This is a genomic window from Pseudomonas sp. K5002, from assembly GCF_013386655.1.
GTDB lineage: Bacteria > Pseudomonadota > Gammaproteobacteria > Pseudomonadales > Pseudomonadaceae > Aquipseudomonas.
Map to the genome: position 1 here is coordinate 1 of NZ_JACARK010001207.1, position 328 is coordinate 328.

Annotated in this window: 1 protein-coding gene; it reads right to left on the minus strand. The window is 64.3% G+C overall.

The window, feature by feature from the left end:
• Positions 1–328: ATP-binding protein (locus HX846_RS34950; protein ID WP_256740310.1), on the minus strand; the 328-nt coding region annotated here is incomplete at both ends.

Below are 328 nucleotides of genomic sequence, written 5' to 3' on the forward strand. Positions count from 1 at the left end.
CCTTCGCGGCTGGCCACGGCGACACTGCCGCCGTGCAGGTCGGTGAGTTGCTTGACCATCGCCAAACCCAGGCCCGTGCCTTCGAATTTGCGCGCCAGGCTGCTGTCGATCTGGCTGAAGGCCTTGAACAGCTTGCTCATGTCGTCCCGGGCGATCCCGATGCCGGTGTCGCTCACGCTCAATTCCAGGAACTGTTGATGTTCGCTGGGCTGCAGGGCAAAGCCGTGGGTGGGCCAGTCCCCGGGAATCTGCCCCACTTGCCTACGATTCACCTCGCGCACCGAGAGCGTCACCGAGCCGCCGTGCTCGCTGAACTTCACCGCATTGG